Annotated in this window: 23 protein-coding genes; 4 read left to right on the forward strand and 19 right to left on the reverse strand. The window is 71.2% G+C overall.

The genetic code is table 11. The features are described 5' to 3' along the window. Positions 1-220 precede the first annotated feature (220 nt). The 15 genes from ACIBJE_RS28055 to ACIBJE_RS28125 all read right to left on the reverse strand — a co-directional run bounded on the left by ACIBJE_RS28055 (position 221) and on the right by ACIBJE_RS28125 (position 18,254). Positions 221-1,318, reverse strand: a complete 1,098-nt coding sequence (locus ACIBJE_RS28055) for a hypothetical protein (protein WP_396753279.1) — start codon at positions 1,316-1,318, stop codon at positions 221-223. Between the two features lie 34 nt (positions 1,319-1,352). Next, positions 1,353-2,465, reverse strand: a complete 1,113-nt coding sequence (locus tag ACIBJE_RS28060) for a scyllo-inosamine-4-phosphate amidinotransferase (RefSeq protein WP_396753280.1) — start codon at positions 2,463-2,465, stop codon at positions 1,353-1,355. Positions 2,466-2,467: 2 nt separating this feature from the next. Then, on the reverse strand, positions 2,468-3,028 hold the full coding sequence (locus tag ACIBJE_RS28065) for a MaoC family dehydratase (RefSeq protein WP_396753281.1): 561 nt from the start codon (positions 3,026-3,028) through the stop codon (positions 2,468-2,470). Then, on the reverse strand, positions 3,018-4,259 hold the full coding sequence (locus tag ACIBJE_RS28070) for an aminotransferase class I/II-fold pyridoxal phosphate-dependent enzyme (RefSeq protein ID WP_396753282.1): 1,242 nt from the start codon (positions 4,257-4,259) through the stop codon (positions 3,018-3,020). The genes ACIBJE_RS28065 and ACIBJE_RS28070 overlap by 11 nt, the downstream gene beginning before the upstream one ends. Positions 4,260-4,306: 47 nt before the next feature. Then, positions 4,307-5,149 carry an HpcH/HpaI aldolase/citrate lyase family protein gene (locus ACIBJE_RS28075; RefSeq protein ID WP_396753283.1) on the reverse strand — a complete coding sequence of 281 codons (843 nt, stop codon included), beginning with the start codon at positions 5,147-5,149 and terminating at the stop codon, positions 4,307-4,309. After that, positions 5,149-6,237: a zinc-binding alcohol dehydrogenase family protein gene (locus ACIBJE_RS28080; protein ID WP_396753327.1), complete on the reverse strand. Its 1,089-nt coding sequence runs from the start codon at positions 6,235-6,237 to the stop codon at positions 5,149-5,151. Before ACIBJE_RS28080 ends, ACIBJE_RS28075 begins: the two co-directional genes overlap by 1 nt. Before the next feature lie 100 nt (positions 6,238-6,337). Then, positions 6,338-7,672, reverse strand: a complete 1,335-nt coding sequence (locus ACIBJE_RS28085) for a peptide ligase PGM1-related protein (RefSeq protein WP_396753284.1) — start codon at positions 7,670-7,672, stop codon at positions 6,338-6,340. A gap of 510 nt (positions 7,673-8,182) precedes the next feature. Then, a complete protein-coding gene (locus ACIBJE_RS28090; protein ID WP_396753328.1) occupies positions 8,183-9,199 on the reverse strand; it encodes a methyltransferase in 1,017 nt (338 codons plus the stop codon). A gap of 538 nt (positions 9,200-9,737) precedes the next feature. Beyond that, complete coding sequence (locus tag ACIBJE_RS28095) at positions 9,738-10,481, reverse strand: AroM family protein (RefSeq protein WP_396753285.1); 744 nt, start codon at positions 10,479-10,481, stop codon at positions 9,738-9,740. Continuing rightward, entirely contained in the window at positions 10,481-12,262 is a 1,782-nt protein-coding gene (locus ACIBJE_RS28100; protein ID WP_396753286.1) for an ABC transporter ATP-binding protein, read from the reverse strand. Before ACIBJE_RS28100 ends, ACIBJE_RS28095 begins: the two co-directional genes overlap by 1 nt. 46 nt (positions 12,263-12,308) lie before the next feature. Further along, positions 12,309-13,265 (reverse strand): DUF1177 domain-containing protein, encoded by a 957-nt coding sequence (locus tag ACIBJE_RS28105; RefSeq protein ID WP_396753287.1) that lies wholly within the window; start codon positions 13,263-13,265, stop codon positions 12,309-12,311. Beyond that, on the reverse strand, positions 13,262-14,587 hold the full coding sequence (locus ACIBJE_RS28110) for a M20 family metallopeptidase (RefSeq protein WP_396753288.1): 1,326 nt from the start codon (positions 14,585-14,587) through the stop codon (positions 13,262-13,264). The genes ACIBJE_RS28105 and ACIBJE_RS28110 overlap by 4 nt, the downstream gene beginning before the upstream one ends. Before the next feature lie 106 nt (positions 14,588-14,693). Next, positions 14,694-16,271: an ABC transporter substrate-binding protein gene (locus ACIBJE_RS28115; protein ID WP_197701610.1), complete on the reverse strand. Its 1,578-nt coding sequence runs from the start codon at positions 16,269-16,271 to the stop codon at positions 14,694-14,696. Between the two features lie 74 nt (positions 16,272-16,345). After that, entirely contained in the window at positions 16,346-17,254 is a 909-nt protein-coding gene (locus tag ACIBJE_RS28120; RefSeq protein WP_088983575.1) for an ABC transporter permease, read from the reverse strand. Further along, positions 17,247-18,254, reverse strand: coding sequence for an ABC transporter permease (locus tag ACIBJE_RS28125; RefSeq protein ID WP_222433175.1), 1,008 nt, complete (start codon positions 18,252-18,254; stop codon positions 17,247-17,249). The genes ACIBJE_RS28120 and ACIBJE_RS28125 overlap by 8 nt, the downstream gene beginning before the upstream one ends. 166 nt (positions 18,255-18,420) lie before the next feature. Between ACIBJE_RS28125 and ACIBJE_RS28130 the strand changes: the two genes are divergently transcribed. Together ACIBJE_RS28130 and pepE are read left to right on the forward strand one after the other, a co-directional pair. Further along, positions 18,421-19,248, forward strand: a complete 828-nt coding sequence (locus ACIBJE_RS28130) for an IclR family transcriptional regulator (RefSeq protein WP_396753289.1) — start codon at positions 18,421-18,423, stop codon at positions 19,246-19,248. A gap of 43 nt (positions 19,249-19,291) precedes the next feature. Further along, entirely contained in the window at positions 19,292-20,038 is a 747-nt protein-coding gene (pepE, locus tag ACIBJE_RS28135; protein ID WP_396753290.1) for a dipeptidase PepE, read from the forward strand. Positions 20,039-20,125: 87 nt separating this feature from the next. Here pepE and ACIBJE_RS28140 read toward each other — a convergent pair whose 3' ends face one another. Both ACIBJE_RS28140 and ACIBJE_RS28145 read right to left on the reverse strand, forming a co-directional pair. After that, on the reverse strand, positions 20,126-22,354 hold the full coding sequence (locus ACIBJE_RS28140) for a proprotein convertase P-domain-containing protein (RefSeq protein WP_396753291.1): 2,229 nt from the start codon (positions 22,352-22,354) through the stop codon (positions 20,126-20,128). A gap of 134 nt (positions 22,355-22,488) precedes the next feature. Further along, the gene (locus ACIBJE_RS28145) at positions 22,489-23,169 is read right to left on the reverse strand and encodes a flavin reductase family protein (protein ID WP_396753292.1); all 681 of its coding nucleotides are present in this window, start codon (positions 23,167-23,169) and stop codon (positions 22,489-22,491) included. 65 nt (positions 23,170-23,234) lie between these two features. Here ACIBJE_RS28145 and ACIBJE_RS28150 point away from each other — a divergent pair, with 65 nt between their 5' ends. After that, positions 23,235-24,062: an ArsR/SmtB family transcription factor gene (locus ACIBJE_RS28150; RefSeq protein ID WP_396753293.1), complete on the forward strand. Its 828-nt coding sequence runs from the start codon at positions 23,235-23,237 to the stop codon at positions 24,060-24,062. Between the two features lie 3 nt (positions 24,063-24,065). Here the strand turns inward: ACIBJE_RS28150 and ACIBJE_RS28155 are convergent, their stop codons facing one another. Beyond that, the gene (locus ACIBJE_RS28155) at positions 24,066-24,713 is read right to left on the reverse strand and encodes a TetR/AcrR family transcriptional regulator (RefSeq protein WP_396753294.1); all 648 of its coding nucleotides are present in this window, start codon (positions 24,711-24,713) and stop codon (positions 24,066-24,068) included. 82 nt (positions 24,714-24,795) lie between these two features. On the opposite strand from ACIBJE_RS28155, the gene ACIBJE_RS28160 reads away from it, so the two are divergent. Then, positions 24,796-25,254, forward strand: coding sequence for a GNAT family N-acetyltransferase (locus ACIBJE_RS28160; protein ID WP_396753329.1), 459 nt, complete (start codon positions 24,796-24,798; stop codon positions 25,252-25,254). Between the two features lie 78 nt (positions 25,255-25,332). Here ACIBJE_RS28160 and ACIBJE_RS28165 read toward each other — a convergent pair whose 3' ends face one another. Continuing rightward, positions 25,333-26,076 carry an N-acetyltransferase gene (locus ACIBJE_RS28165; protein ID WP_396753295.1) on the reverse strand — a complete coding sequence of 248 codons (744 nt, stop codon included), beginning with the start codon at positions 26,074-26,076 and terminating at the stop codon, positions 25,333-25,335. Positions 26,077-26,577 lie beyond the last annotated feature (501 nt).

A 26,577-nucleotide genomic window follows, 5' to 3' on the forward strand; every position in this document is an offset into this window, starting at 1 on the left:
CGCCCAGACGGTGCAGGTGTCGGCGTACCCGGACCACTACGCCCAGTGGGAGAAGCAGGCCGCCGACCTGGTCGCCGAACTCTGGACCAAGTGACACCCGCAGAACACACACGAGAGCCCCTTCCCGACCCGGGAAGGGGCTCTCGCCCGTCGAGCGCACACCGGCACCGCGACCTGACCCCGCGCACGGCGTCGACGGGGCGCTCCGCGAGGGCCCGTACTACGGGAAGAGGTGCCGGTGGACGGGATGGTGGCGGAATCCACCGCCCCGGTACGGCGAGCTGTGGCTGGCTGAACGGGTACCGGTCGAGGTACGCAGCACCGCGTCGAGGTGGTAGTCCGGGTGCGTCCCGTCCTCGCCCAGGGTCGAGGTGACGGTCAGATCGAGGGTGTCGCCCGCCTCGACCGGATGTTCCGAGTCGAACAGGGGAAAGTAGACGGACGCCCAGTTACTCGCCACCCGCAACGCGTCCAGTGGTTCCCCGTCCGGCAGGCACCAGAGCCGCAGCCAGGTCAGCACTCCGTCCACCACGCCAGGACGGTCGATGGTGAGGCGGACCGACCGCCGCTGTTCCAGCGGCAGGTGCCCGTTGAGGTCGAGGACCTCCACCACCTGGCCGCCGCCGAGCAGCGCGTCGCGGGCCGGATCCTTGACGCGTAGGCGTACGTCGAACGGCGACCCGTGCCACTCGAAGATGGTCCTCAGGTAGCCGAGCGAGTCCGCCGCGAAGGCCACCGGAGCGCCGCCGAGCAGCCGCCGGAAGGCGACCGGCGCGGCGAGGGTGACGCACCGGTGCGGCACGACCACGGCGTCCGGGGCGAGATGCCGGCGCCGGGCGTCGGCGAGCACCGCGGCGACGCCCTCGGCCCCGGCCAGCGATCCGATGATCTCGGCGACGCAGACCTCCGCCCTCGGGGCGATGTCGAGTTCGGTGGAGACCCCCCGCAGGAGGGTGATCCGCTCACCGGCGCCCGGCTCCGCCAGCCATGTCCCGGCCCGGTGGAACGACTCCTCCATCGCCTCCACCGCGACGACCCGGCGCGCGCCGTACCGCACGCTCTCCCGGGCCCAGAGCAGGTCCGCGCCGGTGCCGATGTCGAGCACCACCCGGCCGGCGGCCAACCGGGCCAGCGCGGCGCGGAACCGCCGGTTGCGCTCCTCGTCGTCGGTCATCCGCGCGTACGACACGGTGTCGTAGCACGGGTACTCGCCGATGCTGGGGCCGAGGGTGGGGACGCCGGGGGCCGTGGTGCGTGTCGGGTCCACCAGGACCCGCACGGTCGACCCGGCCACCACCATGTCGACGGAGGTGGTCATCAGTCTCCTTGTCGGGACGCCGGACGCGGGCTGCTCAGTCCAGGTAGTTCTCCGGTCCGCCGGTGCGGACGGTGTCCAACGTGACGCAGTGGAAGCCGCCGCCCAGCACCTGGGCGTGGCGCAACCGGTGCGGCAGTACGGTGATGCCGCGCTCCTCCAGGGCGGCGATCAGCTCCGGCTGGTCGGCGTCGACGATGGCGTGCTCCTCGTCGACCATCAGCAGGTTCATGCTGATCCAGTGTTCGCTCAGGGTGGGCGGCCCGATCACGGGCTGGCGCAGCGGCGGGCACCACAGCACGTCCCAGCCGCGCAGCGGTTCCGGTACCGCGTCCGGCCTGATCCGACCCGGGTTGAGCAGCACCAGTCCGGGGCGGAGAAAGGTGATGGTGCTGTCGATGTGCGTGTAACCGTAGACGCCGCGCAGCGGGTGGATCCGGATGTCCCCGAGGAGCCGGACGGTCGACTCCAGCCAGCGCAGGCCGAGTTCGTTGCCGCTGCGGGACACCTGGTAGAAGAGGTCGCGGCCGAGCCGGAGCACGTTGGCGGCGTCGAAGACCGGCTCGGTCTCCCCCAGGTCGGGCAGGCCGTCCGGGTCGATCAGGTACAGCTCGTCGGGCAGTTGCGGCCGGGGCGCGGCCAGCCAGGTGGCGCCGCGCAGCAGGTAGTCCTGGAAGAGCGGGCGCAGCCCGAACAGCTCGAAGTAGCGGGACCGGGTCGGGCTGGGGGTCTCGATGATGGCGGAGCCGACCACCAGGGTGAGGTCGCGCGGGCAGTACGACTTGAATCCGGCGGTGCGCCACTGGGGCGTACCGAACTCGACGCTGTGGTCGACGACCGCGGGCCGGTGCACGGTGACGCCCAGCCCGCGCAGGCTGTCGCAGAGTACGGCCAGGTCCTCGTTCGTCTCCTCGACGATCTGCGCCGGCACCTCACCCACCTCGAGCTTGCCCAGCTCCGCCCGGGTCAGCTTGGGGAAGCAGCTCAGCCACGCCGACGGGTCGTCCTGTTCGGGGAGGCGGATGTGGGTGGCGTCCCCGACGACGATCTCGCGGAGGGCGGTGAACTCGTCCCAGGAGTTCACCGCCGGCAGACCGGAGCGGTCGGGGGTGGACGGGGCAGGCGTGGTGACGATCTGGTCTGCGGTCACGATCAGTATCCTGTCCGGTCGTCGGTGCTGGACTCGTGCGTCGGCACCAGGAAGCTGCGCTCGTAGGTGAGCACCACCTCGCCGGTGGCCTTGATCCCGGTGGTGCGGCAGCTCACGATGCCCTCGCCCGGTCGGGTGGCGGAGAGCCGCTTGGCGATCACCTCGCTCTCCGCGTACAGGGTGTCGCCGACGAACACCGGGTGGGACAGGCGGATCCGGTCCCAGCCGAGGTTGGCGATGGCCCGGCCGCTGGTGCTGCGGGCGGTCATCCCGCCGACGATGCTCAGCGTCACCAGGCTGGAGACGAGCGGCCTGCCCCACCGGCTCCGGGCGGCGTACGCGCCGTCGATGTGCAGCGGTGCCGCGTTCATGCTCAACATGCTCATCAGCACGTTGTCCATCTCGGTCACGGTGCGGCCGGGGCGGTGCTCGATCACCGTGCCGACGACGATCTCGTCGTAGTGGAAGCCGACCTGTTCGCGGTAGCGGTTCTCCCCCACCTCGCGGTACCCGGTCGGCCGGGACCGGTCCGGGATCGGGTTCCCGCCCTGCTCAGCCGGCATCGGTGAGCTCCCGCACGTGGTCGGCGAAGGTGGCCAGGGTCTCCTGGTCGAGATCCGCGCGGATCATGATCCGCAGCCCGGCCTGTCCCTGCGGCACGATCGGGAAGAACACGGCCGAGCTGTAGAAGCCCCGCCGGTACAGCTCCGCGGAAAGCCGGACCGCCCGGTCGGCGTCGCCCACGGTGATCCGGCGGACCGGCATGCCGTTGCCCGCGAACTCGGTGGGCAGGAGTTCGTCGAAGTACGTCACGTTGTCGCGCAGCCGGCGCTGCAACTCGCCCAGCTCGGGTGAGCGGTGGATGGCGGCGCTCGCCAACGAGGCGCCGACCAGGGGCAGGGCCATGTTCTGTGACCAGCCCACCGGCCCGGCGTGACGGGTCAGGAAGCCGTACGTCTCCGGGTCGCCGAGCATGGCCACGCCGCCGCCGGTGCCGAAGCCCTTGCCGAGGCTGGTGACGACGATGGTGAGAGGGTTCATGGTCAGCCGGGAGCGGACGAACCCCTCGCCCCGCTCGCCCACGATCGACAGCGAGTGCGAGTCGTCGATGAACAGGAACAGCCCGTACCGGTCCTGGAGTTCCAGCAGGCCGTCCAGCGCGGCGGTGCCCCCCATCGAGTACGCGCCGTCGGCGACGTACGCCACGCGGGGATACCGCCGACAGACGTCCTCCAGGTAGTCCAGATCGTTGTGGCCGCAGGTGAGGACCAGGCTCTCCTCGGCGCAGACGGGCTTCACGTACGACATGCAGAAGTGGCAGAACCGGTCGAAGACCATCACCCGGGGGCCGCCCGGGGCGAGGTGCCCGGAGGCGACCAGGGGCAGGATGCCGGCGGTGAGTGCGCTGCACGAGGTGCCGGGCAGCACCCGGGCGCCGAACAGGTCGCCCAACTCCTCCTCCAGGCGGGCCAGCAACTGGTGCCGGATGCGGGTGGTGGAGGTGACCAGCCAGGTGGCGCCGGACTCGCGCAGCGCCGCCACGGCACCGTCGATGACCGCCGGATGGTGGTTGAGTCCGAGGTACGCGCAGGAACACATGTTGACGAACTCGTGGCCGGTCTCCCGGTCCACGAGCCGGTTGTTCGCGTCACCCGAGGGCGTGTCGACCCGGATTCCGGTCAGGCCGTGGTCGGCCGCCGCCTGCCACACCGGGTCGGCGGTCCGGATCATCGTCTCCGCGTTGCGGTACCGGTGCGGCCCGATGATGCTCTGGTGTTCGTCTGTGCTCGTCATGTCCCTCTCCCTGCCGATGGGTCTGACGGCTGGTGTCCCGGTGACGGTCAGCCGGACGGGTCGAACTCGTCGAGCAGCCGCCGGGACGCCTCGTAGAAGGGTCGGCCCACCATCGCCCCGTCGACGGTGGTGATGCCCTGTCCGCTGTGCTGTCCGGCGGCCACCACCCGTCGGGCCGTCTCCAGCGACTCCGCGTCGGGCGAGAAGACCTGGTTGATGACGGCCACCTGGCGGGGATGCAGGGCGATCTTGCCGCTGAACCCGAGGTCCTGGGCCAGGGTGGCCTCCCGCCGCAGCACGGTCAGGTCCTGCAGTTGGAAGGTCGGTGAGTCGATCGCCTCCACCTCGGACGCCCGGGCGGCGTTCACCACACGGGTGCGAGCGTGCAGGAGCGGCTCCCAGCGCAGCCGGATGCCGAGGGCGGACGCGTAGTCCGCGGATCCGAAGATCAACGCGCGCGGCCGGGGGGACGTCGCCGCGATCGCCGCGGCGTTCTCCACCCCACGCGGTGTCTCGATGACCGCGAACAGTTCCAGGTCCGGGCGGACCGGCCGGAGCACCCGCGCCACGATCTCGACGTCCCGGGGCGACTCCACCTTGGGCACCAGCACGATGGCCGGCGGGACCGGATACTCGCGCAGGGCGAGCAGGTCGCGCATGCCGTCCGGCTCGGTGATCACGTTGACCCGGACGGCGCACCGGCGACCGGCCGCGCTCTGACCGGTGAAGAACGCCGTCGCCCGGAGCCGGGCGTCGGCCTTGGCCGGCGCCGGCACCGAATCCTCCAGGTCGACCAGGCAGATGTCGGCGCCGGAGCGGTGGCAGTTGGCGTACCGGTCGGACGCGGTCGCCGGGGTGCAGAGCATGGATCGGCAGTACCGGGTGAACATCACACCTCCCGGCGTACGTCGACGAGGACCTTGCCCGTGGTGGACCGGGCGGCGACCGCCGCGTGCGCCGCGCCGACCTCGTGCAGCGCCACCGTCCGGTCGACGTGCACCGCGAGCCGGCCCCGGGCCGCCAGTTCGAAGAGCCGGTCGGCGATGCCTCGCAACAGCTCGCGGTGGTCGACCACGTGCCGCATCCAGAACCCGGCGCAGCCGATGGAGCTCCGCGCGAGCTGTGCCGTGGTCAGCGTGACGACGCCCGCGTCGGCGCTGCCCGTCGCGTGGCCCGCACCCGTGGGGTCGACCACGGTCCACGGGTCGTCGTCGTGGGCGGATCCGGGGTCGGTGGCGGCTCGGGGGCCGTCGACGGTCCGGTCGTCCCCGGCGGCTCCGGGGCGCCAGCCCAGGCAGACCAGCCGCCCGAACGGCGCCAGGCCGGCCAGTCCGGCCCGGGCCACCGCGCCGCCCACCGAGTCGACGAAGAGGTCGACCCCGGCGCCGTCGGTCGCCTCGCGCAGGCGGGCGGCCAGTTCCGGGTCGGCCGGGTCCAGCGCCACGTCCGCGCCGAGCCCCTCGACGAACTGCCGCTTGGCCGGGGTGGACGCGAGCCCGATCACCGGGGAGGCGTCGAGGGCCACGGCGAGCTGCACCGCGAGGTGGCCCACTCCGCCGGCCGCCGCGGAGACCGCCACGCTCTCCCCGGGCCGCAGCCGACCGGCCAGCAGCAGCGCCCCGTACGCGGTGGTGCCCTGCTCGAACAGGCCGAGCGCCTGCGCGTCGTCGATGCCCGCCGGGATCTCCACGGTGTACGCGTCCCGCGCCGCCACCACCTCGGCGTACCCGCCGCCCTGGCGCAGCAGCGCGACCACCCGTCGACCGTCGGAGCGGCGTCGGCCGACCGCCTCCAGTCCGAGTACCGCGGGAACCGCCAGTTCCGGGTAGGCACCCGCACGCTGGTCCAGGTCGTCGAAGTTCACCCCGGTCAGGGTCACGTCGATCAGGCTCTCCCCCGGGCCGGGCAGTGGTTCGGGCACCCGTTCGACGCGCAGCGCCTCCGGGCCCCCGGGGTGACGCAGGACCACCGCCCGCATCCGCCGGCTCATCGTGTCCTCCGGGAGCCGACGCCGTCCGATCCGGTGTGGCCCGGTCCCCCGCTACGGTGGCGGATCCGGTCCGACGGCGCGGCGCGGGTCACGGCGGACCGTCCGCGAAGAGCCCGCCCAGCCCGCGATGCATCTCCTCCGCCGCAGCCAGGTCCTCGGCGATCGCGCAGCAGGCGACGGTGCCGTCGGCGTCGACCTCGTTCGAGGTGACCACGATCCCGGTCCGGCTGGTCGGGTCGTAGTCCAGGCCGGCTGCGGCGAGCCGTCCGACGGCCGCCGTGAACGACGGCACGGCCCAGCCGCCGCGTTCCAGGAAGACCCGTTTCTCCCGGTGGCCGGCGTCCACCACGCGGCCGTCGAGCACCAGGTGCACGTGGGTGGAGCCGGTCAGCCGGCAGTTCGTCTCGGTGAAGAGCACCTGTCCGTCCGGGGTGTGGATGGCGTCGGCGCTGACCACCCCCCGGTAGCCGAGGACGCGCAGGGACTCGACCAGCCGCCGGGCGGCGTCGAGCAACTCCGCTCTGGTCTGCGGGTCGATCGTCTGGGCCGGCAGCACCGCGCCGATCGCCACCGGCTCCATCAGCAGCTCGCCCACACCGATCAGCCGGGCGCCCTCGTCGCCGATGAGAAACTCCGCGTAGACGGTGGTGGACCCGGGAAAGAACCGCTCCACCACCAGCCGGTTCGCGCGGCCGGCGGTGAGCCATTCCCAGCGCTGCTCCAGATAGGCCGACACGGCGGCACGGTCCGGCAGCACCACCACCCGTGGTGCACCGGCCGGCGCGACACCCCCGGTAAGGCTGAGGATCTCGTTGCCGAAGCCGCCGCCGTTGAACTCCAACTTCACCATCACGTCGTGGCCCCGGTCGAAGAGGTCGGTGATGGCGTCCAGCGCCTCCTCCGGCCGGGTGACCACGGTGCCCGGGGCGATCGGTACGCCGGCTCCGGCGGCCAGCGCCCGGAACCCGGCCTTGCTGTTGACCAGCGCGTCGCCGGCCTGGGCGCTGAACGGATACCCGGGTAGGGCCGCCTCGGCGGCCAACGCGCGGGCGAGTCCGGTGACGGGGATGTCCTTGTAGACGGCGAGGATCTCGTCCGGCGGCCGGTTGCCGAGGGCATGGCGGAGCTGGTCCAGGAATCCGGGATCGCTGAGCCGGTCCGGGCTGAGGACGTCCGTGCCGAGGCTGCCGGGCGCGGGGACCACGACGGTGAGCGAGGCGGCGTCGGTGCCGGTCATGCCGGTGACGTAGCTCAGGTACTCCGGTGGTGGGGCGAAGGGCAGCACCAGCACGTCGCCGTCCCGGGCGAACCAGAGCATGCGCTGTGCGACGCAGCCACCGCCGCGCAGCTGGACGGGGGTCAGCGCCGCGAGATCACCGACCATCTCCGACGTCCGACTGTTGCCGATGATCAACGTGGTCATGACCGCTCCATCGCTGTCGGCGGCGTGCCTGGGCCACGGCTCCGCCCAGCCACGATCGGCCGGTGTCTGAAGGTGCGACAGGGGCAGACCCGGGTCACGCCAGGACCCAGACATCCACGTATGGCAATTCTTCACTCTGCCGGTCGTCACGCTACCAATGGGTGCCGGCGATAGCAAGGAGTGATGCGTACGGTGCCGCGAGTAGTCAGCTCGTCCAGCTTTTCGGGCTCTGCCGGGCCAGCGGACCGGGATCCCGGCGACGGGCGTGGATGGCGAGCGGCTGGGCTGATCCTGCCGGACAGGAATGCCGCGCGGCGGAACCGGGTGTCGCGTCAGCGCCGGCGGTCCGGGCCCACGAGACGGCATCGTCCAGGACCAACGGCGTGGGAGCCGTCCCGCCGCGACGGCCACCGGGCTGGGAGGGATCGGCGTCGGCCGACACCCGAGAGGCGGCCGGGGCGGACGGGGGACGAAGCTCCCGGACCTTCCCCGATCGCCGCCACGGTCCGGTCAGTCCTTGACGCCGAGGACGACCCCGTTCGCTCCGGCCGCGACGAACGGCAGGGTACGGATGTCGGAGAATCCGGCATCCCGCAACCACGCCGTGTACTCGGTCTCGGAATAGTTCTTGCCGGCTGTGGTTTCGATGAGCATGTTCATACCCATCAGGGCAGCCTCGGCAGGGCCGGTGCGTTCGGCATTGAGCATCAGTTCGCTGATGATGACCACACCACCGGGTGTCAGCGCCTCGTAGGCGCGTGCCAGCAGTTCCCGGTCGGTGTCCTCACCCCAGTCGTGCATGATCATGCTGTACAGGATCACGTCGTGGCCCGCCGGCAGCCCGGCCTCGCGCAGGAAGTCACCGGCCACCGTGGTGATCCGCCCACTCAGTCCAGCATCGGCGATCTTCGAATCAGCGATCGAGCATACGTGAGGCAGGTCGTACACCGTCGCCGACAGATTCGGGTAATGGCGACACAGCTCGATCGGGAACGCCCCGGAGCCGCCGCCCACGTCCAGCAGTCGGGTGTGCCCGCCGAAGTCGTAGACCTCACCGAGCGCTCGGGCGGTGAAGGTCGAAATGCAGTGCATCGCGTCCCAGAACAACTGCAGCATCTGCGAGTCCTCGGCCGTGAACGGGGAGTCCTGGACCTCCGGGTCCCAGGCGGTCGGCTTGTCCGTCCGAAGCGCCTCGAGGACACGGTCCCATGCCGGGTACTCACGCTTGTCGTAGAATCGCACGAACCCACCGAAGTAGTAGGGACGCCCCTCGACCAGGAACTTCTCGGCGAGCGCGGTGTTTCCGTACGCGTCACCCCGTTTCTCCAGCAAGCCCAGCGAAGCGCAGGCAGCGAGCAGCAGATCCGCCGGACGATGCGGCAGTCCAAACTCGGCAGACACCTCCGTCACGCCCATCGTCCTGCCGTCGGCGAGCCGGGTGAACAGCCCCAACTCCACTGCGGCGGCGAAGGTCTTGAAGCTCGAGAATCCGGTGCTCAGCTGCAGCAGCGGCAGGGGAGTCAGTATCTGTTCATTCGTTGTCGTCATTTTCGGTCCAGGCACGGCACCCCTACGGATCCGCACCCGCTCCTCCTTTCGAACTGCGCGCCCAGGGCTTCACACTGATTCTGCCGATGGTTTTCCGGCCGTCGCTACGCCGTGTTTGGAAATCGGGCAGCACCTCGGGGCCAATCCGCTGAACCAGGCCTCACACGGCTCGGCCCGTCCGGTAGCCAGGTTGCGAACAGTCCTGGTTCAACGGACGAACGGCAGCGCACTCGCACGCGATAGCAGGGATTTCACCATGACAATGAGTTCTGATACTGACAGTGGTATGGGAACAGGAACCACAAACTAATCGTCCCGAGTAGCGACCAGCCGCGGAGAGCGCGGATCAGCAGATGGGAACGAGCGGTTCGACGGTCAGCCGGAGCTGCGCAGCAGCACACCTCGGCCGCCGTCCATATGGACGCGAGATTACGAGATCATCGAGGTTGGCTGTCACCGTACACCGCCCTCGGAACTGCTCACAAGACTCATTTGTCACCGCCGGTCGTCGAGATGCTCAGCGATCCGGCGCACGCCGGTGGTCGGCGCGCGAGGTGGAGAGCAGGTCAGCCACCGCACCCGTCACCGCGAGGTGACGGGCGGTCTCGGCGCGGATGCCCTCGGCCGTGAGCATGCCCCGCTGCTGGCCGGTGTAGCCGATGCAGTCGAGGAAGACCAGGTCCGCTCCGTCCGCGGCGACCGCCCGTCCGGCGGCCGCCACCTCGTCGGGTCCCGCCGTGTACGGGTCCACGGCCGCCGCGACGACCGACCGGCCCAGGCGTTCTCCCCACCGTTCCCGGATGTCCGCCAGCTGCTCGGGCACGGGGCAGAGCACGCCCAGCCGGCCCTCGCCGACGAGCCGCGCCACGAGGTCGTGGGCGAGGTCCTCCGCGTGGAGCACCGGCACCGCCGCCGGGCCGTGCTCGACACGGCCGGTGCACAGGACGAGGACGGCCGCGCACTGGTCGGTCACGCACCGTCGGATGGCGTCGTCGAGGGCCGGGGCGATGCTCGTCGCCCCGAGCCGGGCGCGCGAACCGTCGCGCAGGCGGGACACCAGGGTACGCTCCCCGCCGCGCGGTTCGAGCCGGGCGATGCCGTGGGTGTCGAGGAGGTCCAGCGCGCCGTGTTCGACCCAGTCGACGCCGGAGAGGGCCTCCTCGACGTCGGGGACGAGGTCGACCCGGGGTGCCTGGCCGATCGTGACGAGGCCCAGCTTCGGCCGCACGTGGGCCAGTCCTCCCCCATCCGCCACGGACATCACGCCGCCTCCTTCTCCGGCAGGTCGGCAGCGGCGACGCCACGCTCGACGATGCGGCGCCGCACGGCCCGGTCGACCCGCGCGGTGGGGTCGGCGACCGGGATCGCCGCGAGGAGTGCCTTGGTGTACGGGTGCTGCGGCGCGGTGAAGATCTGCTCGACGCTGCCCTGTTCGACCACCCGGCCCTGGCTCATCACGACGATCTCGTCGGCCATCATCTCGACGACGGACAGGTCGTGCGAGATGAAGACGTAGGTGAGTCCGAGGTCCCGCTGCAACTGCTTCATGAGGTCGAGCACCTGGGCCTGCACCGACACGTCGAGGGCCGACACGGGTTCGTCGCAGACGACGAGGCTCGGGTTGAGGATGAGGGCCCGCGCGATGCCGATCCGCTGGCGCTGACCTCCCGAGAACTCGTGCGGGAAGCGGTCCATGTCCTCCCCCCGCAGGCCGACCGTCTCGAGGACCTCGACGATGCGGGCGCGGATCGCCGTGTCGTCGAGGTCGGTGTGCAGCCGCAGCGGCTCGGCGAGGGCCCGGTGGATCGTCCACCGCGGGTCGAGCGAGGCGTACGTGTCCTGGAAGACGATCTGCATCTCGGCGCGGAGCCGGCGCATCTCGTCGTCACCGGCCGCGAGGAGGTCGGTCCCGTTGAAGGTCACCGCCCCCGACGTCGGCTCGTGCAGCCGCAGCAGGGCCCGACCGGTCGTCGACTTGCCCGACCCGGACTCCCCCACGATGGCGAGCGTGCGGCCACGGCGTACCCGGAAGGAGACCCCGTCGACGGCCCTGACGGTGTCGGCGGGACGTCCCAGCCGGCGACGTCGCCCGGCGAAGACCTTCGTCAGGTCGGTGACCTCGAGCAGCACCGGCGCGTCGTCGTCGGCCGCTTCGGTACGTGCCTCGGCGTGCACCGGGGAGCCATGGCGCACCGTGGCCCCCTCGGTGGCCCCCTCGGCGAGCGCCTCGACCGCCTCGACGACGTGTTCGTTGGCCGAGGGGATGAAGCTGAGCAGCCGCTTCGTGTAGTCGGCCTGCGGCGCGGCGAAGAGCTGCTCCGTCGGGGCCGTCTCCTGCAGCTCGCCGCCGTACATGACGGCGACCCGCTGGCAGGTCTGCGCGACGACCCCGAGGTCGTGCGTGATGAGCAGGACCGCCGTCCCGTGCTGCTCCTGCAGGTCCATGATGAGGTCGAGGATCTGCAGCTGGGTCGTCACGTCGAGCGCGGTCGTCGGCTCGTCGGCGATGAGCAGCTTCGGCTCGCAGGCCATGGCCATGGCGATCATGACCCGTTGACGCATGCCGCCGGACAGCTCGTGCGGGTACCCGGCCAGGACGCGCGCGGTGTCGCGGATCCCCACCATGTCGAGCAGGTGGCCCGCCCGGTCCGCCGCCTGCCGCCGGCCGAGGCGCATGTGCTGGCGCAACGGCTCGGTGAGCTGGTCGCGGATCGTGAAGACCGGGTTGAGCGCGGTCATCGGCTCCTGGAAGATCGTGGCGATGTCCTTGCCACGGATGCGGCGCATCTGCCGGTCCGACAGCGCGGCGAGGTCGCGCCCGTCGAAGCGGATGTGCCCACCGGTGATGCGCGCCTGCCGCGCCGGCAGCAATCCCGTGATCGACATGGCGGTGACGCTCTTGCCAGAGCCCGACTCGCCGACCAGCCCGACCATCTCGCCACGCGCGATGGACAGGTCGAGGTTCCGGACCGGATGGATCGGGCCACGGGACGTGTCGATACGGATCGAGAGGTTCTCGATCGACAGCAGGGGCTCAGCCATGTCCGTGCTCCTTGTTCCGTAGGCCGCTGGGCTCGGTCGCGCCCGATCAGGTGTGCGCGGGGCCCGTTCCGGTCGTCTGCAGGTGGGTGGCCGGGCCGTAGAGGCTCTCGAGGAGCGCCGCCTGGGCCTCGTCGTGGAAGGACACCGTGCCCGCGGTGAAGCCCTTGGCGACCTCGACGGAGAAGCGGGCGGCCAGGGCGATGTCGACCTCGTGACTCGCGCCGGTCGCGCAGCCGGCGACCGGCGTCACCGTCGTGATGGCGACCCCGACGACCGGCGCGGCCGTCGCGACGGCCGGCTGGAGGATCGAGTTGAGGTGGTGGAGACCGTTGCCGTACGGCGTGATGTCCTGCGTCGACAGCGCGAAGACGACGGCCGGCTCACCCGACACGGTCTCCAGGACGCTGACCAGGTCGGCGCTCGCGGGGAGGATGTAGCCGGCGCGGACCGTCGGGGAGATGGCGATGCCCCGGTGGTTGACGATGCGGTTGCCCTTCGTGGTGTCGATGGACAGGACGGCGTCCATCTCCGAGGTGACCTCGTGCTCGTTCATCGCGGTGATGTCGACGGGCGAGTCCATGAAGGGCACCGGGTCGTGGGGCCGGGTCGGCGCGTCGGGGCAGATGTGCGTCGAGATGACGACGTCGCCGGGCAGGATGTCGCCCCGGGCGTGCATGGCGAGCAGCTTGGCGGCCGTGGCGATGGCGGCGGTCGCCCCGTCACCGTCGGAGACGTAGCCGATGAGCTCCGGCCGGGCGCCGAGACCGCCGAGGCGGCCGACGACCCCGAGCGTCGGGGCGTCGCCGCCGGCGGTCTTGCCACGGCTGCCGGGGACGGTGACCTGGATGAAGTCGGTCGAACCCTGGTCGCCGGCCACCGTCTCGACGGTGATCGAGCAGGCGTCGTCGCCGAGGGCGCGCAGGTGCTCGGCGACGAGTTTGCCCGAGGCGTCGGGACGGTCGAGGAGGTCGAGGGCGGTGAGGACGTGGGACAGCACGATCATTCGCTTTCGGCAGCGGTCTCGGCGACGCCGAGGTACCGGAGGGTGGTCAGGGCGTAGGTCTTCGCGGCGAGGACGACGTCGGCGACGGGTGCCCTCTCGTCGAAGCCGTGGATGGTGGCCAGCTCGGCCGGCCCGTACTGGAGCACCGGGATGCCGTGGCTGCGGAAGGTGCGGGCGTCGGAGGACGCCCACTGGAGCACACCCTCCGCGGTGGGGTCCCCGGTCAGGTCGCGCAGGGCCGCGACGAGCTCGGTGACGACGGGGTCGCTCGGCAGCGTCCAGTTCGGCTCGCTGCGGAAGCCGGTCGGCTCGATCGTCGCCTCGACGCCCGCCTCGGCGAGCAGTTCGTCGACCCGGGCGAGGACCTCGGCGCGCGACAGCCCGATCGGCACGCGGGTGTCGACGTCGACGACGCACCGGTCCGCGACGACGTTGGAGGACGTGCCGCCGTGGATCGTGCCGATGTTGACGGTGACGTGCTCGAAGACGGCACCGATGCCGGGACCGTAGCCCTCGCGCTCCTCGGCGAACGTCTTCGACCGCTCGATGAGGTCGACCACGTCCTCGGGCGGCGACGGCTTCATGTCCCAGAGCTGCTGTAGGGCGATGACGGCCTTGGCCGCGAGGAGGTTCGCGTTGACGCCGTGCAGCGGCTGGAGGCTGCCGTGCCCCGGCCTGCCGTCGATCGTCATCCGGAACCAGTTGCTGCCCTTCTGGCCGATCGTCGGGTGCGTGCGTTCGGCCGGCTCGGCGATGATCGCGCCGGTCGCGCCGTCGAGAACCCCCTGGTCGAGGAGCCAGTCCGCCCCGCGCGAGCCGCCCTGCTCCTCGTCGGGGACCGCCGCGAGCGACAGCTTTCCGGCGAGCGGGACACCGAGGCGGTGCAGGACGACGAGGGTGTGGATGACACCGGCGAGACCGGCCTTCATGTCGCTCGCCCCGCGACCACGGAGGTAGCCGTCGACGATGTCGCCCGCGAAGGGGGGAAACGTCCAGCGGTTCAGGTCACCGACGGGGACGACGTCGGTGTGGCCGGCGAGCACCAGGTGGCGCGCCGACGTGGGATCGCCGTCCACCGCGGCGTTGCTCGCGGCACGGTGGACGACGATGCTGAGGCGACCATCACCGGCGTCGTGGACCTCGGGGTCGAGGCCTGCGGCGCGCAGGTGGTCGGCGATGAAGTTGCCGACGTCCGTGCAGTCCCCCGGAGGGTTCTCGCTCGGGATCCGGATGAGGTCCCCGGCGAGCGTCAGCAGTTCGTCCCGGGTTCGCTCGATCTCGTCGAGGACCCGGGTCTCCCAGTCGGGAGGTGTGGTGGTCACGTCGGGCTCCAGGTGTCGTTGCGGGAGGGGTGGGTTCGCGGTGGCCTGGTGGCGGCGGCTGCCGGGCGCGTCGGGACGACGGCCCGGCGGCACGCCTGCCTCGGCGTCAGCCCTTGTTGCTCATCTGGAAGAAGCGGATGATCCCGTCGGGGTACGAGGTGTACCCCTGCACGCCCTCGCGCTGCGCGACGACGATGTTGTACTCGTAGAGGTACGCCCACGGCGCCTGGGTGTTGATGATCTCCTGCGCCTTGCCGTACAGGTCGTTGCGGACCTTCTGGTCCGGCTCGGTCGCGGCCCGCTTCCAGAGGTTGTCGACCTCGGTGTTGTGGAAGTTGGCGTAGTTGCTCGTGCCGTCGCTGGTCAGCAGCAGGCCGAGGTGGTAGCCCGGGTCGTTGACGAAGGACGTCCAGCGGGTGATGTAGCTCTGCACCTTCTTCGTCGCGAGCGCCTCGAGGAACTGCGGACGCGCCATGTTCTTGATGTTCATCGTCACGCCGATCTTCGCCAGCTCGGCCTGGATGAGCACGGCCGAGTCCGACCAGTCCTGGAAGCCGCTGCCGAGGGTGAAGTCGAAGCTGAAGCCGTTGGGGTGGCCGGCCTCGGCGAGCAGCGCCTTGGCCTTGTCGAGGTCGTACGAGTAGCCGTTGCCGGCGTCGCTGAAGCCCGGGGTCGAGCTGGCCACCGACGAGCGCATCGGCGACGCCTGGCCCTTCATGACGTCGTTGAGGAGCTTGTCGTACGGGATCGCGTACGAGATGGCCTGCCGGACCTTCGGGTCGTCGAACGGCTTGATCGCGTTGTTCATCCCGAAGAAGAGGATCTTGTTGCTGGCCCGGGAGTCGATGGTGACGCCGGACTGCTTCGACAGGGCGTCGACGTCCTTCGCCGGCACCTCGAGCGCGACGTCGACCTCGCCCTTGCTGAGCAGCTGGACGCGGTTGCTCGCCTCGCCGATGAACTTCGTGTTGACGGTGCGCAGGGCGGGCTTCTCGCCCCAGTACGTGTCCTTACGCTCGAGCACGGCCTCGGTCGCCGGGTCCCACTTCTTCAGCCGGTACGGGCCGGACCCGGCGGTGTTCGTGTCGAGCCACTTGGCGCCGCCCTCGGCGTTGACCTTGTCGATGTTGATGATCGAGAACGAGTACATCGGCAGGATCTGGAGGAAGAGGTGGTTCGGCGCGGTGAGGTCGATCTTCACGGTCTGCGGGTCGACCGCGGTCACGGTGCCGATGCCGGCCATGCCGTAGAGGAAGCTCGCCGAGCTCGACTTCTTGATGAAGTCGAACGTCTTCACGACGTCGTCGGAGTCCAGGGGCGAGCCGTCCTCGAAGGTCACGCCCTGCCGCATCGTGAACGTGTAGCTCTTCGAGTCGGGGCTCACCTCCCACTTCTCCGCCAGCATCGGCACGATCGTGTCCGTCTTGGCGGTCGGCTTGCCGTCGACCGTCGTGCGGTCGTACGTGACCAGCTGGTCGTAGGCCGCGACGACGAACGTGTCGGAGGTGACGTCGTTCGCCTCGGCGGGGTTGAGGGTCTTGCCGCCCTCGGAATAGGCGACGACGAGGGTGTCCTTGCCGGCCCCGTCGGCCTGCGAGGAGCCGCCCTGGTTGGCGTTGGCTCCACAGGCGGCGGCGAGGAAGGTGGCGGCGACCGCGGCGGCCAGGGTGGCGCTGCGCTTCACGCTGTTCTCCTTCGGGTCAGGGTGGGGGGATGGATGGGCGGATGGGCTGGCGTCCGTGGCAGGTCCGCACCGGGTCATCGGCTCGTCCGCAGGCGCGGGTCGAGGACGTCGCGAAGGCCGTCGCCGATCAGGTTGAAGCCGAGAATCGAGGTGGCGATGGCGATGCCGGGAAAGAAGGTCATCCACCACTCGCCGCTGATGATGTAGCCACGGCCGTCCGAGATCATCACGCCCCACTCCGCCGTCGGCGGCTGCGCGCCGAGGCCGATGAAGCTGAGCGAGGCGGCCGTGAGGATCGCGTAGCCCATGCCGAGGGTCGACCGGACGAGGATCGGGGCGACGGTGTTCGGGACGATGTGGCGGATGAGGATCGTCCGGTCCCGTAGCCCGATGGCACGTCCCGCCTCGACGAAGTCACGCTCCCGCAGCGAACGGGTCTGGCTGTAGACGATGCGGGCGAACTCGGGGATGCCGACGACGCCCACGGCGACCATCGCGCTGGCCAGGCCGGGCCCGAGGGCGGCGGCGATCGCCATGGCCAGCACGAGCGACGGGAAGGCGAGGAGCACGTCCATCACCCGCATGAGCACCGCGCTCACCGCGCCGCCGACGAAGCCGGAGATGGCACCGATCGGGACGCCGATCAGGAGCGAGATCCCGACGGCGATGAGTCCGGTCCAGAGCGAGATCCGCCCGCCGGCGAGCACCCGGGCGAGGATGTCGCGGCCGAAGTTGTCCGTGCCGAAGGGGTGCGCGCTGGAGGGCGGTTCGAGGAGCCCGCCCGCTCCGGTCTCGGTGGGCGAGTACGGCAGCAGGCCCGACACGAGAGCCCCGATGGTCCAGATCGCGATGAAGACGAGGCCGACCATCGCCAGACGGTTGCGGGCCAGCAGACGCCAGGCGGTCGTGGGTCGCGATCCCGCCCGGTCGGCCGACGCGACCCGGTGGCCCCCCGCGGTCGCGGTCACGGTGGTGTCAGGCATTCTCGATCCTCGGGTCCAGGCGGGCGTTGATCAGGTCGACGCAGAGGTTGACCGTCAGGTAGACGACCGCGGCGAGCAGGGTAAAGGCCTGGACCGGCGCGTAGTCGGTGGCGAGCACGGACTGGACGACGTACTGGCCGATGCCCGGCCAGCTGAAGACCGTCTCGGTGATGACCGCGCCGCCGAGGAGTTGGCCGAACTGGAGGCCGACGACGGTCACGATGACCGGGGCGCCGTTCTTCAGCGCGTGCTTGAGGATGACCTTGGCCGGCGGCAGGCCCTTGGACCGGGCGGTGCGTACGTAGTCCTGGTTGATCACCTCGAGCATCTCGGACCGGGTCATCCGGGCGATGATCGCCGTGCTCCCGGTGGCGAGGCACATGGCCGGCCAGATGATGTGGGCCAGCGACGACTTCAGCGCGACGACGTCACCGGTCAGGAGCGAGTCGAACACGTAGAGCCCAGTGATCGAGGTCGGGGGGTTCACGTCCTGGGCGATGCGGCCCAGCGGGGCCGGCTCCCAGCCGAGCTTGTTGTAGAAGACGAAGATCACGAGGAGGGCGAGCCAGAAGAGCGGCATCGACGCCCCGACCAGCGAGAAGATGCGGCTGGCGTGGTCGATGGGTCGGTCGCGCCGCGTCGCGCTGACGACCCCGATCGGCACCCCGACGAGCAGCGAGATGAGGATCGCCACGACGGCGAGTTCCACCGTCGCCGGCAGCCGGGAGGCGAAGTCGGTGAGGACGGGCTGCCCGGTGTGCCAGGCGAACCCGAGGTCCCCCGCGAAGAGGTCGCGCACGTAGGAGACGAACTGCGCGGCCAGCGGCTGGTCGAGGCCCATCTCGACGCGGATCTTCTCGACGGTCGCCGGGTCGGCCTGCTCCCCCGCGAGCGTCCGGGCCGGGTCACCGGGCAGGACGCGGGTGAGCAGGAAGATACAGAGCACGACACCGAACAGTGCCGGGATCATCGCGAGCACCCGTCGCACCACGTGGTTCACGGCCACCTCCAATCTGCGCGTTGTTGGGCCTGACCTGGGCTTTGCGCCACCAAGGGTTCGCCCGCACGGCACCCCCGTGCAATACTTTCTCTCTATCTGAGAGGGCATCCCGAACTGGATCAGGGTGCGGTAGGTTCTGACACGTCCCGCCCAGCCCGGAGGACCCATGCCAGACAACGGCGTCGCCCGCCCCCGCTCGCCGCTCCAGACCGTGGACCGCGCCCTGGAGGTCCTCCTGTCGTTCACCGAACGACGTCGCGACTGGGGCGTCATGGAGCTCGCCGAGGCGTTCGCCATCGACAAGTCGACCGCGCAGCGGATCCTCGCCGCGCTCGCCGCACGCGGCTTCCTCAGCGCCGACCCGGTCACCCGGCGCTACAGTCTCGGCCCGACCATGTGGCGGATGGCCGCCGTCTGGGAACGCGCGGGAGGGCTGGCCGCCCTGGCGCAGCGGGTGCTCGAGCCACTCGCCTTCCAGACCGACCGCACCGCGATCTTCGCCGTCCCGGACGGGCTCCACGTCCGCTGCGTCGCCGCCGTCGACGGCGGCGGACCGCTGCGGAGTCATCCGCTCGTCGGCGAGCTGTACCCGGCCAACGCGGGAGCCACCTCCCGCGGCTACTTCGCCTTCCTCGACAGCAACGAGCGCCGCGCCCTGATCTCCGGCCGGGTCTTCGCCACCTTCACCGGCCTGACGAAGGTCGACGAGCAGGAGCTCGAACGGCTCTTCGTCGAGACCGTCGCGCAGGGCTACGCCTACTCGGAGGGCGAGTACGACTACGCCACCCGGGCGCTCGCCGTCCCGATCATCCTCCGGGGGCGGCCGGTCGGCTCGCTCAGCCTGGGCGAGAGCAAGTACCCGGCGCGCCCGGACGACGTCCGGGACCACCTGCCCGCGCTCCAGGCCGCGGCGGAGCAGCTCTCCGCCCTGCTCGACAACCGGGCGAGCTCGGCCGCCGTAGCCCGGCAGACCAGGGTGACCCGAGCCCACTGACCGCCGCACCGACGAGCCGAACCGGCCGCACCGAGGAGACACCATGACCCAGGGCCATCCGAACCTCCTGCTCCTGTCCAACTCGGCAGCCCCGGGGCGGGCCTACCTGGAGCACGCGCACGACGTGATCCTCCAGGCACTCGACGGCCGGCGCTCACTCGTGTTCGTCCCCTTCGCGCTGGCCGACCACGACGCTTACACCGACACCGTCCGCCGGGCCATGGAGCCACTCGGCATCACCGTCCGGGGAGCGCACGAGGGCACGCCGCGCGACCTGGTCGCCGACGCCGAGGCGGTCTTCGTCGGCGGCGGCAACACCTTCCGTCTCGTCAAGGCGATCCACGAACTCGACCTGATCGGCGTCGTGCGCGCCCGGGTGGCCGAGGGGATGCCGTACCTCGGGTCGAGCGCCGGCACCAACGTCGCGACGCCGAGCCTGCGGACGACGAACGACATGCCCATCGTCCAACCGCCGTCCTTCGAGACCTTCGGTCTCGTACCGTTCCAGATCAACCCCCACTACCTCGACCCGGACCCGGCCTCGACGCACCAGGGTGAGACCCGGGAGGAGCGGCTCACCCAGTTCCTCGAGGAGAACGACGTCCCGGTGCTCGCCATGCGCGAGGGCACCTGGCTGCGCGTGACCGACGGCGTGATGCGGCTCGACGGCGTGGCCACGGGCGGGCGGATCTTCCGCCGGGGGGCCGAGCCGGTCGAGGTCGCCAGCGGCGCCGACGTGACCTGGCTCGTCGAGCGGGTGGGGTCGTTCGAGGTCGGCTCGGAAAGGTGACCCAGCGGCGGTTCCCCGGCCGGCCGGACCTCCGCGTCGCGCGAAGGGCCGGACCGGCCGGGGACGGGTCACCGGCGCCGAGCAGGGTTACAGGCTGAGCGTCCAGGTGTTGAGGTAGCCGACGTCGCCGGAGGCGGCGTCCTGCACCCGGAGAGTCCAGGTGCCGTTTCGGGTCTCCGAGGACAGGTTCACGGAGTAGGTCTGGTTGATGTTGTCGGCCGAACCGCCGGTGCGGTTGTGCAGCACGTACGTGCTCGCGTCCGGAGCGACCAGGGTGACCACGAGGTCACCGATGTAGGTGTGCACGATCGCCACCTGCACGCTGCTGGTGGACGACGCGTTACCGGTGCAGCCGGCGACCGCGATGGTGCTGGTGACCGTGGTGTTGTCGGCGATGGTCACGTCGGTGCCGTTGGTGCCGCCGCAGCTCGGTACGACCGGGGCGCCCAGGTTGAGCGTCCAGGTGTTGAGGTAGCCGACGTCCCCGCTCGCCGCATCCTGGATCCGCAGCCGCCAGGTGCCGTTCGACGTCTCCGAGGACAGGTTCACGGAGTAGGTCTGGTTGATGTTGTCGGCCGAACCGCCGGTGCGGTTGTGCAGCACGTACGTGCTGGTGTCCGGAGCGACGAGGGTGACCACGAGGTCACCGATGTAGGTGTGCACGATCGCCACCTGCACGGTGCTGGTCGCCGAGGCGGTGCCGGCGCAGCCCGAGATGGTGACCGCGCTCTCCACGGTGCTGTTGTCGGCGATCGTGGCGTCGGTGTTGTTGGTCTGCGCGCAGCCCGGCGGGCCGTTGACGGTCAGCGCGTACGACGTGCTCTGGGTGGTCACCGGCCCGGTGGCGGTGATGGTCACCTGGTAGGTGCCCGGCGCGGCGCTGCCGGTGGTGGCGATGGTCAGGGTGGCCGAGGCGCCGGTGCTGATCGACGCCGGGCTGAAGGTGGCGGTCGCGCCGGTCGGAAGACCGCTGGCGGTGAGGCCGACCGTCTGCGGGCTGCCGACGGTGGTCGTGGTGGACACCGTGGCGGTCAGCGAGCCGCCCGGGTTGACCGAGCCGGCGGCCGGGGTCACCGCGACGCTGAAGTCCTGGGTCGGCGGGACGACGTTGCCGGTGTAGAGCAGCTTGTTCGGCGAGCCGGCGCCGGGGTTGGTCACCACATTGGCGGTGGCGTCGTTGACCAGCTTGTCGCGCACCTGCTGCGGCGTGTACGACGGGTTGGCCGCCAGCACCAGGGCGGCTGCGCCGGCCACGTGCGGGCTGGCCATCGACGTGCCGCTGATGGTGTTGGTGGCGGTGTCGCCGGTGTGCCAGGCCGAGGTGATCGCGCTGCCCGGGGCGAAGATGTCCAGGCAGGTGCCGATGTTGGAGTAGCTGGCCCGGGCGTCGGTGGACTCGGTCGCCCCGACGGTGATGGCGTTCGGCGTGCTGGCCGGCGAGACGTTGCAGGCGTTGGCGCTGTACTCGTTGCCCGCCGCGACCGCGTAGCTGACGCCGTCGGCGATCGACGCGGTCACCGCGTCGTTGGTGGCCTGGTCGAAGCCGCCGCCGAGGCTCATGTTGGCCACCGCGCGCTCACCCGGGTCGTGGTCGCCGGTCACCCAGTCGATGCCCGCGACGACCTGGGCGTAGGTGCCGCTGCCACCGCAGTCCAGCACCCGGACGCCGACCAGCGTGACGCCCTTGGCCACCCCGTACGCCGTGCCGCCGACGGTCCCGGCGACGTGCGTACCGTGCCCGTTGCAGTCGTCGGCCGAGCCGCCGTCGATGGCGTCGAAGCCGCTCACCGCGCGGGTGCCGAAGTCGCCGTGGCTGAACCGGATGCCGGTGTCGATGACGTACGCCCGCACGCCCGAGCCGTTGTTCGGGTAGGTGTACGAGTTGTTCAGCGGCAGGTTGCGCTGGTCGACGCGGTCCAGCCCCCAGGAGGGGGTGGGCGACTGGGTGGCCGCGATGCTGACCCGGTGGTTCTGCTGGACGTACTTCACCGAGGGGTGGGCGGCGAGCCGGCGGGCCGCCGTCGCGGAGAGCGTGACCTCGAAGCCGCGCAGCGCGTGCTGGTAGGTGCGGGCGACCGCGCCGCCGTACTCCCGGGCGAGACTCCGGGCGGAGGCGTCGACCCCGGTGCGGGCGACGGATGTCTCCCTGAGCACCACGACGTACGAGTCGGCGACGGCGGTGTCGCCGCCGGCCTGGAGGATGGCACCTTCGGCGGGTGCCGCGGCGGCCGGGGCGGCGAAGGCCACCGCGGCGGCCACCGCAGTGGTCACGACGCCGAGGCGCCAGGGTTGCCTGGCGGAGGGCTTGAGAGCCATCTGAGCATGTCCTTCCATCACCGTGAGGCATGATCGACGCATGTCGATCAGGTGAGGAGATGTTAGACGGCTGACATGCGGAAGTAGATAACTTTCTATCAACTGGCGGGTATCTGACTGCCCGGCCGGGGACCCTACGCCCGGTCAACGCCCCGACCAGGGGTTTCGGACCGGAAGCTCTGTCCCAGTTCCGCCCCCAACCCGAAGTAATGTCGGAAGTTGTAGATCAACGGACTCCAGGCGGCCGGATCGATGTGCTGGGTGCCGGGGACCACGATCCGCCGGTCCGCGTGCACCCGGCAGACCTCGGCCTCGACGATGACGAAGCCGCCGGCTGCGGCCGGGTGGACCCGGGTGGCCCGCGCCTCCAACTGGATCGGGCAGTCGGCGACCCGCGGTGGCCGAACCACCTGGGACGGCTCCGGCCGGAGTCCCGCCGCCGCGAACTTCGCCGGCTCGTACCGGAACGCGGCCCGCTTGGGTGCGGGCACCGGGTCGCGTCCGGTCAACGGGGCCAGGCGCTCGACGGCGGTCCACTGGTGCGGCGCCGGCAGGTTGATCACCACATCGGGTCGATCGCGGAGGTTCCGCGCCGTCTGCCCCTCCGCTCCGAGCCCGAGCACGACCACCCAGCCGAGCGCCCACGCCGAGGAGATGGGGGCGAGGTTGGCGGACCCGTCCTCGTTCTCGGTGCTGAGCAGCACGACCGGGGTGCCGAAGTACAGGATCCGGGGCTGGATGGTCAGGTGCCCGTCCGGTCGGTCGGAGACGGGGTCGGGGTCGGGGATCACGTTCCCGCAGGTGGCGTTGGTCATCGTGGGACCGTAACCACCGGACGTTTCGTTGCCGACCGAAGCGTTTCCCGGGCAGGATCGCCACGATGAACAGCCAGAACACCGCCTCCGGCCAGCCTGGCCGGCTCGACTCCGGCCGCCGGTCCGGGCACGGCCGCCGCAACGAGCCCCGTGGCTCGCGGGTGCACGAGGCCACGGTGGGGTTGGCCACCCTGGCCGGCCTGCTCGCCGACCACACCCGAGCGGCGTTCTGCCTGGCGCTGCTGGACGGGCGGGCGTGGACGGCGACCGAGCTGGCCCGGCACGCCGGGGTGGCACCGTCGACCGCGACGGCCCACCTGCACCGACTCGTCGCCGGCGGGCTGCTGACCGAGGAACGGCAGGGCCGCCATCGTTACCTGCGGCTGGCAGATGCCGGCATCGCCGAGCTGATCGAGACGGTGACCGGCGTCGTACCGGTCGAGCCCGCGCCGGTGCGGTCGCTGTCGGCGGCCACCCGACGCCGGGCGCTGGCGCACGCCCGTACCTGTTACGACCACCTCGCCGGAGCCCTCGGCGTGGCGGTCACCGACGCGATGACCGGGCACGGCTTCCTGAGCTGGGAGCGCGGGCTCAGCCTGACCGACCGGGGCGCGGCGTGGCTGGCCGGGCTCGGCATCGCGCCGGAGCCGACACCGCCGACCCGCCGCGCACCGGTCCGCTCCTGCCTGGACTGGACCGAGCGGCGGCCCCACCTCGCCGGCGCGGTCGGTGCGGCGCTCTGCCGGCACGCCCTGGACGCCGGCTGGGTCGTCCGGATCGGCACCGGCCGGGCGGTCGCCGTCACCGCCGAGGGCCGCCGGGCGTTCCGCGAACACCTCGATCTGCCCGACCGCGTCCTCGACCCGCAGCAGGGAGCACCCGAGAAGGGCTGAGGATCAACCGGGGATCGTGGAGTCGACCGTCGAGGCGGCGGTGTCGCCGTGCGGTGGTGACGGCAGTTCGGCACGGATCTGGTGCAGTGCGGCCTCGATGGCTGCCTGCTGCGCGGCGGCGGAGTAGGTGTCCAGGTCGACGGCCGCCAGGGCGTTGAGCCCTTCCACGAGCGCGACCAGGGTGGTGGCGCTGCGCGCGGTCTGCTCCTGGCGCCAGTCGGGGCGGCAGGCTGCCACGAGCTGCTGGATCCGGCGCAGGAACGCGCGGTTGTGGGCCTGGTGCAACCGGGCGAGTTCGGGATCGGCGAGCGCGGCGGCCAGGAAACCCACCCACACCCGGGCCTCCTCGCGTTTGTCGTCGCTGCCGGACGCCACCTGCATCAGCACGGCGCGCAGTGCGTCCAGGGGTTCGTGGCCGGACTCCTGGGCCGCGTCGGCGCGGGCCGCGGTGCGCTCGTGCAGCACCGTGCGGGCGTGGACCAGCAGGGCCTGCTTGTCGGGGAACGTGTGCAGCACCAGTCCCGTGCTGCATCCGGCCCGCTCGGCCACCGCCCGGAGGGTCAACCCGGCCAGACCGTGTTCGGCGAGCACCGACCAGGTGGCGGTCGACAACCGCTCCTGGTGGCCCTGGAGGTCACGTCGCCTGGCCATCCCCGCTCCTTCGCCGTCGCCCCGCGCGATAGCGTAGCATCCGTTACCGGAACGCTTGTTACGGATTGGAGAGGGTGTGGCTGTGCAGGTCACGGTGGAGTCGGAGCCCTGGGACGGTGTCGACGGGGTGCGGCTGCGCGCCGCGCAACGCGCCGAGCTGGACGCCCGGTACGGCAACGACGACCACGAGCCGGGGGCCGCCCCCACCGCCGGCGACATCGACGTGTTCCTCGTCGCCCGCGACGCGCACGGCGTGGCGGTGGGATGCGGAGGGCTGCGGCCGCTGGGGCCCGACTCGGCGGAGATCAAGCGGATGTACGTCGAGCCGGCGGTCCGTGGTACCGGCGTGGCGGTGGGGATCCTGCGTGCCCTGGAACACGAGGCGCGCGACCGGGGCGTGGTGAACCTGCTGCTGGAGACCGGCACCGCCCAACCGGAGGCGATGCGCTTCTACGAGCGGGAGGGCTACGACCGCATCGACAACTACGGCCCGTACGAGGGTGAGGCGTTGTCGGTCTGCTACGCCCGCCGACTTCGGTGACCGGCCCCGACGGCCGGCCGCTGTCGGTGTGCCGGAGGAGCGCCGACCACCGCACGTGCGGAGGCTGAGGCTGCGGCGTCACAACCCGTGGCGGATCCACACGTTGGGTTCGACGTACACGGCGTGATCGTGGGTGGTGTCGCAGTGCACGGGAGCGAGTGCGCCGGGAACGTGCACCGGTCCGGTGGTGTCGAAGGGCAGACCGGTCCAGCTGCGCCATTCCGCGAGGGTGCCGGGGATGGTCATGGAGCGGGGGGCGACCGCCTCGATCCGACCGCCGGCACGTACGTGGGTGCGTAGCCACGGGTCCTCGGGCAGTCCGTCGGACCGGGTGCGTGCGACGTACGTCGTCATGGCCTCGTCGGGCCGGGCGTGCTTGCCGCTCGGCCGTACCGGGGCGACGAGGGTCCGGTAACCCAGTCGGGCGGTGTTGTCCCGCAGCGCCGCCAGCATCCGCGCGGACAGTCCACGGCCCCGCTGGTCGGGTTGTACGCAGATCTCCAGTGCGGAGACGACGGTGGTCTTCAGACCGGCGAGCCGGTTGATGGTGGCGCGTTGCACGACGCGGTCCCAGCCGCCGGGCGGCAGCGGTTGGTCGTCCGGCCAGGCCAGAGGAACGCTGTAGGCGCGGGCGAGGGCCCGGCCGGGACTGGCGGGGTCGATGGCCACCAGCACGAACTCGGGATAGACCTCGTCGGCGACGGCGTAGTACAGCGACGCGATCGGGTCCCAGGCCATGAACTCCGGCCAGGCACCGGCGAAGTCGTCGAGCAGCGGGACGAGCTCCGGTCGCTGTGCCAGCGAGTACACCTCAAGATCCATAAGCCGTACCGTACCGCCGCCGAGGGCGCGACGCACCGGCTTTTCGACCGCCTGGTCGACGGAAAACCGCTGCTCACGGCCGTGGTGTACGCCACGTCGGGGCAGCAGCGGCCCGGCGCGAGGCAGGCCCCCGTCGGCACCACCGGCCCTGACCCACCGACGCCCGCTCGGGAGCGCCGATCTCCTGGCCCGTCCACTGTGCACGAGGTCGTTAGGGTTGACGGATCGACAATCGACGAATGAGAGACGCCCGGGCCGGGAGAGACTCCACGGGGTTCAGGTTGGACTGGGCTGCGTTGGGGGCGCTCGGTGCTGTCGTCGCGGCCGTCGTCGCCTTGCTCACCTACGCGTGGCCGCGGACCCCTCCCCCGGCACCACCGGTTCCGGACCCGGGAACGGCGTCATCCCGGGAGACCGAGCCGGGCGTCTCCGTCGACGCCACACCGAGCCCGGCGGCACCATCGACGACGATGCCCGGACCGCGTGCGACCACCCCTGGAC

Origin of the sequence: Micromonospora sp. NPDC050187 (assembly GCF_044459745.1) — a bacterium.
In the GTDB taxonomy this organism is placed as follows: domain Bacteria; phylum Actinomycetota; class Actinomycetes; order Mycobacteriales; family Micromonosporaceae; genus Micromonospora.